We start from the raw sequence: 7825 nt of genomic DNA, 5'->3' as shown, positions 1-7825 counted from the left end.
GGCAAGTACTTATGTATTTTTGCGTATTGTGCCGCATGGCGGGCTCAGCGTACTCTTTCGGGCGGATGACAACGCGGCTCAAGCCGCGGATGACTAGAATGACGTAGCGGTATCGTGAGGCGACGTGAAGTTCACCCGTTGCGATATCAGCCGCAATGATCCGGCGGCCTGCGTACACGTTTCGGGTTTCCATAAAGGAAGGGACATACAGATGAACAAGGTCTATCCAGGCGCCGCCGAGGCGCTGAAGGACATCGTCAAGGACGGGCAGACGTTCGCCGTCGGCGGCTTCGGGTTGTGCGGCATTCCTGAGGCGCTGATCGCTGCGCTGCGCGATTCGAAGGTGCAGGGCATCACCTGCATCAGCAACAACGCGGGCGTCGACGGTTTCGGCCTCGGCCTGCTGCTCGAGACGCGTCAGATCAAGAAGATGATCTCGTCGTACGTCGGCGAAAACAAGGAGTTCGAGCGCCAGTACCTGGCCGGCGAACTCGAGCTCGAATTCACGCCGCAAGGCACGCTCGCCGAGAAGCTGCGCGCGGGCGGCTCGGGCATCCCGGCGTTTTTCACGAACACCGGCTACGGCACGCAGATCGCCGAGGGCAAGGAAACCCGCCAGTTCGGCGAGAACCACTACGTGCTCGAACATTCGCTGACCGCCGATGTCGCGCTCGTCAAGGCATGGAAGGCCGACAAGGCCGGCAACCTGATCTATCGCCGCACCGCGCGCAACTTCAATCCGATGTGCGCGATGGCGGGCCGCATCACCGTCGCGGAAGTCGAAGAGATCGTCGAAGTGGGCGAGCTCGATCCGGACGCGATCCATACGCCCGGCATCTTCGTGCAGCGCATCGTGCTGAATGCGCATCCGGAAAAACGCATCGAACAACGCGTCGTCCGCGCGAAAGGAGACTGATCATGGCATGGACTCGTGACGAAATGGCCGCGCGCGCGGCGAAGGAACTGCAGGACGGCTTTTACGTGAACCTCGGCATCGGCTTGCCGACGCTGGTCGCGAACCACGTGCCGGCGGGCGTCGAAGTGTGGCTGCAGTCGGAGAACGGTCTGCTCGGTATCGGCCCGTCGCCGACCGAAGACGAAGTCGACGCCGACCTGATCAACGCCGGCAAGCAAACGGTGACGACGCTGCCCGGTTCGTCGATTTTCTCTTCGGCGGATTCGTTCGCGATGATTCGCGGCGGCCACATCAATCTCGCGATTCTCGGTGCGATGCAGATCAGCAGGAAGGGCGATCTCGCGAACTGGATGATCCCGGGCAAGATGATCAAGGGCATGGGCGGCGCGATGGACCTGGTCGCGGGCGTCAAGCGCGTGGTCGTGCTGATGGAGCACGTCGCGAAGGGCGATCAGCACAAGATCCTCGAAGAATGCACGCTGCCGCTGACGGGCGTGGGTGTGGTCGACGAGATCATCACCGATCTCGGCGTGATCGAAGTGACCGAAAACGGCTTGAAAGTGACCGAACTCGCGCCGGGTGTGAGCGTCGACGAAATCAAGGCGAAAACCGGCGCGCCGCTCGATGTGAGCGCGGTGAGCTGACGCGGGTTGAACCGCCGCTGCGCGCGTCGGCGCGACCGCGCTGCGGCAACGGTGTGTTCCGGACGGGCGAGACGTGAGTCTCGCCCGTTCTGTTTTTGGCGCGCGGCGGCGGATGCGCCGGACGGTTGGATCGACCTTCCTAAGCCTTCTGGCCGATGCTTGCCGCGCGACGAAGCGGTTTACAATCGTTTGCAGCCCAATCCGCAGCGTCTTTGCAAGGACACCAGATGACCGCAACGACTTCCGCTTCCACCACCGGGCGGCCCGCGCCGCGTCAACGTTACGTGCGGTGCGCGAGCGCTGCCGGCCTGCATCGCGTCGCCTATACCGAGTGGGGCGACCCGGACAATCCCCGAGTGTTGCTGTGCGTGCACGGACTCACGCGATCGGGGCGCGATTTCGACCGCCTCGCCGCCAACTTCGCGGACACCTATCGCGTCGTGTGCCCGGACGTGGTTGGCCGGGGCTTGTCGTCGTGGCTCGCGAACCCCAACTTATACGCGGTGCCGCAGTACGTCGCCGACATGGTCACACTGATCGCGCGGCTCGACGTCGACACCGTCGACTGGTTCGGCACCTCGATGGGCGGCCTGATCGGCATGGGGCTCGCCGGCCTGCCGGACACGCCGATCCGCAAGCTGCTGCTGAACGACGTCGGGCCGCATCTGGAGCCGGTCGCGGTCAAACGCATCGGCGATTACCTTGGCAAGCCCGCACGCTTCGAAACGCTGCAGCAGGGCGTTGACTATGCCGCGCAGCTCGCGCAGAGCTTCGGACCGCTGACTCCGGACGAATGGCGCGAAATCAATACGCCGTTGCTGCGCGAAGATGACGGCGCATGGGTGCTGCGCTATGACCCGCGCATCGCGCAGCCGTTCGCGGCGGTCACCGAGGAAGCGGCGAAGCTCGGCGAGGCGGCGCTGTGGCATTCGCTCGCGTCGTTCCAGGGGCCGGTGCTGGTGGTGCGCGGCGAGCAGTCGGATTTGCTGTCGCGTGAAACGGTCGCGAAGATGGTGTCGACCGCGCGTGCCGCATCGAGCGTGGAGATCGCCGGCGTTGGGCATGCGCCGGCGTTCCTGGCGGCGGACCAGATCGCGCTCGCGAGGGAGTTCTTCATCGGTTAGGCCGCGAACGCGTCATAATATTGAGTTCCGCATGACGATTTCATCGGCAGTGTCGTGTGGGACGTAGTTCGATTAACCCCTCAGCTCAGGACTTTTCATGGCAGTCATTCGTTATCACGTCGGCAAGCGTCTCTCGGAAATGGCCGTGCACAACGGCACCGTGTACCTCGCGGGTCAGATCGCCGAAGACGACGATCAGGACATCGCCGGCCAGACGCGCGAAGTGCTCGGCCACATCGACCGTCTGCTCGCCGAAGCGAACAGCGACAAGTCGCTGTTGCTGTCGGTGCAGATCTATATCGCGGACATGGCGCATTTCGCCGGCATGAACGCCGTGTGGGACGAGTGGGTCGCGCAGGGCGACACGCCGCCGCGCGCGACCGTCGAGGCAAAGCTTGCGAATCCGAAGTGCCTCGTCGAAATCGTCGTGATCGCGGCGCAGCGCAACTGAGTCGCGGCCGTCCGGCAGCACCGTGGTTGATTTTCCGTTGAATCGTCTGGCCCGGCGGGCCGTCGCACCATGAACACCGATACCGTTCCGAGCGCGCCTCATCCCCATCGTTCCTTCGACGAAGCGATGGCGTTCGTGCGCGAACATGCGGGCGAGGTGCGGCTGTCGTCGGGCGAATTGCTCGCGGATCACGCGGCGGGCACCGCGTCGATCATGCGCAAGCTCAACGTCGATCCGCCGGCGGTGCTGGCCGCTGCGCTGTTTGCGCTGACACCGCATCTGCGCGATCCGGAGCGCGTGATCGCCGACGACTTCGGCGAAGAAGTCGCCCAACTGGTCGGCGACGTACGCAAGCTGCTGCGGCTCGGCACGGTCAGTTTGCGCGCGGCGCAAAACGCGATGCCCGAGGCCGGGCGTGACGCGCAGGCTGCGCGCCGCGTGCAGGTCGAGGCGCTGCGCAAAATGCTGCTCGCGTTCGCGCAGGACATTCGCGTCGTGCTGATCCGCCTCGCGTCGCGGTTGCAAACGCTGCGTTATTACGCGGCCGCGAAGCTCACGCCGTCGCCCGACGTCGCACGCGAAACGCTCGATATCTACGCGCCGCTCGCGAACCGCCTCGGTATCTGGCAATTGAAGTGGGAGCTCGAGGACCTCGCGTTCCGTTTCGAGGAGCCGGACACCTACAAGCGCATCGCGAAACTGCTCGACGAGAAGCGCGTCGAGCGCGAGAGCTATGTCGCGCAGGCGATCGAACGCCTGCAGCAGGAGCTGGCCGCCGCGCATATCCGCGCGGAAGTGAGCGGTCGGCCGAAGCATATCTACAGCATCTGGCGCAAGATGCGCGGCAAGGAGCTGGACTTCGCCGAGTTGTACGACGTGCGCGCGTTTCGCGTGATCGTGCCGGACATCAAGGACTGCTACACCGTGCTCGGCATCGTGCACAACCTGTGGCAGCCGGTGCCGAAGGAGTTCGACGATTACATCTCCCGGCCGAAGCCGAACGGCTACAAGTCGCTGCACACCGTCGTGATCGGCGACGACGGCCGCGCGTTCGAAGTGCAGATCCGCACGCAGGAAATGCATCGCTTCGCCGAATACGGCGTGGCCGCGCACTGGCGCTACAAGGAAGCGGGCGCGCGCGGCTATGGCGGCACGTTCACCGCGAGCGAGAAATACGACGAGAAGATCGCCTGGCTGCGACAGCTGCTCGCGTGGAAGGACGAGGTCTCCGAGGGCGAGCATGGCGAAGCGGGTTCGGCACAACCGTGGGAGCAATTGCGCCAGGCCACGCTCGACGACGATCACATCTACGTGCTGACGCCGCAGGCGCGCGTGATTCCGTTGCCGCACGGCGCGACGCCGATCGACTTCGCATTTCACCTGCACAGCGAGCTTGGGCATCGTTGCCGCGGCGCGCGCGTCGACGGCGCGATGGTGCCGCTCAACACGCCGCTGCAGAACGGCCAGACGGTCGAGATCGTGGCGGTGAAGGAGGGCGGTCCGTCGCGCGACTGGCTTAATCCGCAACTTGGCTATCTGCAAAGCCCGCGCGCGCGGCAGAAGGTGCGCGCATGGTTCAACGCGGTGGAGTTACAGGAGCACATCGCGAACGGTCGCGCGATGGTTGAAAAAACCCTGCAGCGCGAAGGCAAGACCTCGGTCAATCTCGATCAACTGGCCGCGCGGCTCGGTTTCAAGACCACCGACGACCTGTTCTCCGTGGTCGGCAAGGAGGAGTTCAGTCTGAGGCTCGTCGAGCAGGCGTTGCAGGATGCGCCGCCGCCCGAGCCCGAGGTCGATGCGCCGGAGAAGTTCGAGAAACGCAGCAGCGGCGCGAGCGTCGCGCGCGGCGCATCCACGGGGGTGCTGGTGGTCGGCGTCGATGCGTTGCTCACCCAGCTCGCGCGCTGCTGCCGGCCGGCGCCGCCCGACGACATCTGCGGATTCGTTACGCGAGGCAAGGGCATGTCGGTTCATCGCAGCGATTGCGCGACGTTCCGCCGGATGGCGGAGCGCGCGCCGGAGCGCGTCCTTCAGACGGCGTGGTCGGCGGACGTGATGAGCGGCCGCGGCCATTCCGTCTACCCGGTCGACCTCAGCATCGAGGCGACGGACCGGCAAGGTCTGCTGCGCGATATCTCCGAAGTATTCGCGCGGGAAAAGATGAACGTGATCGGCGTAAAGACGCAATCGCGCCGCAATGCCGCGTTCATGCAATTTACCGTCGAGGTGTCGAGCTCCGCGCAGATTCAGCGCGCGTGCACGCTGCTGGGCGAGATCACGGGTGTCGTGCGCGCGACGCGCAAGAACTGAGGCGCGGGCGGTTGGAAAAAGCCCCGCTAGCGGCGCGACGGATTAAAGTCGCCGCATAAAAGTACTTGCCAAGCTGCGCTATACCCCATATAATCTCGTTTCTTCAGGCTCGTAGCTCAGCTGGTTAGAGCACCACCTTGACATGGTGGGGGTCGTTGGTTCGAGTCCAATCGAGCCTACCAACGAAAATGAAATTCCGGCCTCGCTGGGGTTTCGCAAACTGCAGTAAGCGCTTTGAGCGCAAAAAGGCGAATACGGTTATGACACCGCGAACGTTGACCGAAACCACTTCGGAGCGACGCTAGTCGAGGACCACTTTCGCCAGTGAAGTTTGCATAAAATGTGAATGCGGCCCCTCGAAAGCGGGGCCGCATTTTTTTTTCTTTTTGACCCTGGTTGTATGTGCCGCCGCCGGTCGGCACCACGGAGAACGCAATGGTTTCGATACGCTTGCCCGACGGTTCTGTTCGACAGTACGAGCATCCGGTGACCGTCGCCGAAGTGGCCGCCTCGATCGGCCCCGGTCTCGCGAAAGCCGCGCTCGGCGGCAAGATCGACGGGGAGCTGGTCGATACGTCCATGCTGATCGATCACGACGTGGCGCTCGCCATCGTCACGGAGAAGGACGCAGACGGTCTCGATATCATCCGCCACTCGACGGCGCACCTGCTCGCGTACGCGGTGAAGGATCTGTACCCGGAAGCGCAGGTCACGATCGGCCCGGTCATCGACAACGGTTTCTATTACGACTTCTCCTATAACCGTCCTTTCACGCCGGAAGATCTCGAAAAGATCGAAAAGCGCATGCAGGAACTCTCGAAGAGGGACGAGCCGGTGTCGCGTCGCGTGGTGTCCCGCGACGAAGCGGTCGAGTACTTCAAGAGCATCGGTGAAAAGTACAAGGCCGAGATCATCGAATCGATCCCCGCTAGCGACGAAATCAAACTGTACTCGCATGGCGCCTTCACGGACCTGTGCCGCGGCCCCCACGTGCCGTCCACCGGCAAGCTGAAGGTCTTCAAGCTGATGAAAGTCGCGGGCGCGTACTGGCGTGGCGACTCGAAGAACGAGCAGCTGCAGCGCATTTACGGCACGGCCTGGACGAAGAAGGAAGACCAGGAAGCGTATCTCCACATGCTCGAAGAAGCCGAGAAGCGCGACCATCGCAAGCTTGGTAAGCAGCTCGACCTGTTCCACATGCAGGACGAGTCGCCGGGCATGGTGTTCTGGCATCCGCGCGGCTGGACGCTGTGGCAGCAAGTCGAGCAGTACATGCGCCGTCGCGTGAACGACGCCGGCTACCTGGAAATCAAGACGCCATTGATCATGGACCGCTCGCTGTGGGAAGCGTCGGGCCACTGGCAGAACTATCGTGAAAACATGTTCACGACGGAATCGGAAAAGCGCGACTACGCGATCAAGCCGATGAACTGCCCCGGTCACGTGCAGGTGTTCAATCACGGTCTGCGCTCGTATCGCGATCTGCCGCTGCGTTACGCGGAGTTCGGTTCGTGCCATCGCAACGAATCGTCGGGCGCGCTGCATGGACTGATGCGTGTGCGCGGCTTCGTGCAGGACGACGCGCATATTTTCTGTACCGAAGATCAGTTCATCAGCGAATCGATCGCGTTCAACACGCTGGCAATGAGCGTCTACCGCGACTTCGGCTTTGATAACGTCGAGATCAAGCTGTCACTGCGCCCGGATGCGCGCGCCGGCACCGACGAAACTTGGGATCGCGCGGAGCAGGGACTGCGCGAGGCGCTGACGGCCTGCGGCGTCACGTGGGAAGAGTTGTCCGGCGAGGGTGCATTCTACGGCCCGAAGGTCGAGTATCACATCAAGGACGCGCTCGGCCGCTCGTGGCAGTGCGGTACGCTGCAGCTCGACATGGTGTTGCCGGAGCGGCTGGGTGCCGAATACGTTGCCGAAGACAACAGTCGCCGTCGCCCGATCATGCTGCACCGGGCGATCGTCGGATCGATGGAGCGTTTCCTCGGGATTCTGATCGAGCACCATGCTGGTGCAATGCCCGCTTGGCTCGCGCCGATGCAGGTCGTTGTGATGAATATTGCGGAAAGTCAGGCCGAATACGCGCAGGCGCTAGCCCAATCGTTGCAAAAACAAGGGGTTAGAGTCGAGGCCGATTTGCGCAACGAGAAGATTAGCTATAAAATACGCGAGCACACGCTGGAAAAGGTCCCCTACCTGTTGGTGGTCGGCGACAAGGAGCGTGAAGCGCAAACGGTAGCCGTGCGTGCCCGTGGTGGTGTCGATATGGGTGTAATGCCTGTTGACGCCTTCATTGAGCGTCTGCGCCAGGACGTGCAGTCGTTCAACTGAGCCACTTGGTACCCGGCTCGTTTTTTTTAATTTT

6 protein-coding genes and 1 tRNA gene are annotated in these 7825 nt (G+C 63.1%); all 7 read left to right on the top strand.

Features of this window, described 5'->3' with window-relative positions:
• The first annotated feature begins 211 nt into the window (after positions 1-211).
• The 7 genes from F6X39_RS03200 to thrS all read left to right on the top strand — a co-directional run bounded on the left by F6X39_RS03200 (position 212) and on the right by thrS (position 7791).
• Positions 212-916, top strand: a complete 705-nt coding sequence (locus F6X39_RS03200) for a CoA transferase subunit A (protein ID WP_090800989.1) — start codon at positions 212-214, stop codon at positions 914-916.
• Positions 917-918: 2 nt separating this feature from the next.
• Positions 919-1560 carry a CoA transferase subunit B gene (locus F6X39_RS03195; protein WP_184021841.1) on the top strand — a complete coding sequence of 214 codons (642 nt, stop codon included), beginning with the start codon at positions 919-921 and terminating at the stop codon, positions 1558-1560.
• 227 nt (positions 1561-1787) lie between these two features.
• On the top strand, positions 1788-2684 hold the full coding sequence (locus F6X39_RS03190; protein WP_187615531.1) for an alpha/beta fold hydrolase: 897 nt from the start codon (positions 1788-1790) through the stop codon (positions 2682-2684).
• A 97-nt stretch (positions 2685-2781) separates the two neighbouring features.
• A complete protein-coding gene (locus F6X39_RS03185; RefSeq protein ID WP_187615530.1) occupies positions 2782-3135 on the top strand; it encodes a RidA family protein in 354 nt (117 codons plus the stop codon).
• A gap of 69 nt (positions 3136-3204) precedes the next feature.
• The gene (locus F6X39_RS03180) at positions 3205-5448 is read left to right on the top strand and encodes a RelA/SpoT family protein (RefSeq protein ID WP_187615529.1); all 2244 of its coding nucleotides are present in this window, start codon (positions 3205-3207) and stop codon (positions 5446-5448) included.
• A gap of 105 nt (positions 5449-5553) precedes the next feature.
• Positions 5554-5630 (top strand) — tRNA-Val (locus F6X39_RS03175).
• A 253-nt stretch (positions 5631-5883) separates the two neighbouring features.
• Entirely contained in the window at positions 5884-7791 is a 1908-nt protein-coding gene (thrS, locus tag F6X39_RS03170; RefSeq protein WP_187615528.1) for a threonine--tRNA ligase, read from the top strand.
• The last annotated feature ends 34 nt before the right edge of the window (positions 7792-7825 follow it).

The organism is Paraburkholderia sp. UCT2, assembly GCF_014397665.1.
Taxonomy (GTDB): domain Bacteria; phylum Pseudomonadota; class Gammaproteobacteria; order Burkholderiales; family Burkholderiaceae; genus Paraburkholderia; species Paraburkholderia tuberum.
This window is presented reverse-complemented; position numbering and strand designations above follow the sequence as displayed.

What these genes read in the sequence shown, in the direction of transcription:
- F6X39_RS03200 (WP_090800989.1), top strand. Translation starts at nt 212, where the DNA reads ATGAACAAGGTCTATCCAGGCGCCGCCGAGGCGCTGAAGGACATCGTC.
- F6X39_RS03195 (WP_184021841.1), top strand. Translation starts at nt 919, where the DNA reads ATGGCATGGACTCGTGACGAAATGGCCGCGCGCGCGGCGAAGGAACTG.
- F6X39_RS03190 (WP_187615531.1), top strand. Translation starts at nt 1,788, where the DNA reads ATGACCGCAACGACTTCCGCTTCCACCACCGGGCGGCCCGCGCCGCGT.
- F6X39_RS03185 (WP_187615530.1), top strand. Translation starts at nt 2,782, where the DNA reads ATGGCAGTCATTCGTTATCACGTCGGCAAGCGTCTCTCGGAAATGGCC.
- F6X39_RS03180 (WP_187615529.1), top strand. Translation starts at nt 3,205, where the DNA reads ATGAACACCGATACCGTTCCGAGCGCGCCTCATCCCCATCGTTCCTTC.
- thrS (WP_187615528.1), top strand. Translation starts at nt 5,884, where the DNA reads ATGGTTTCGATACGCTTGCCCGACGGTTCTGTTCGACAGTACGAGCAT.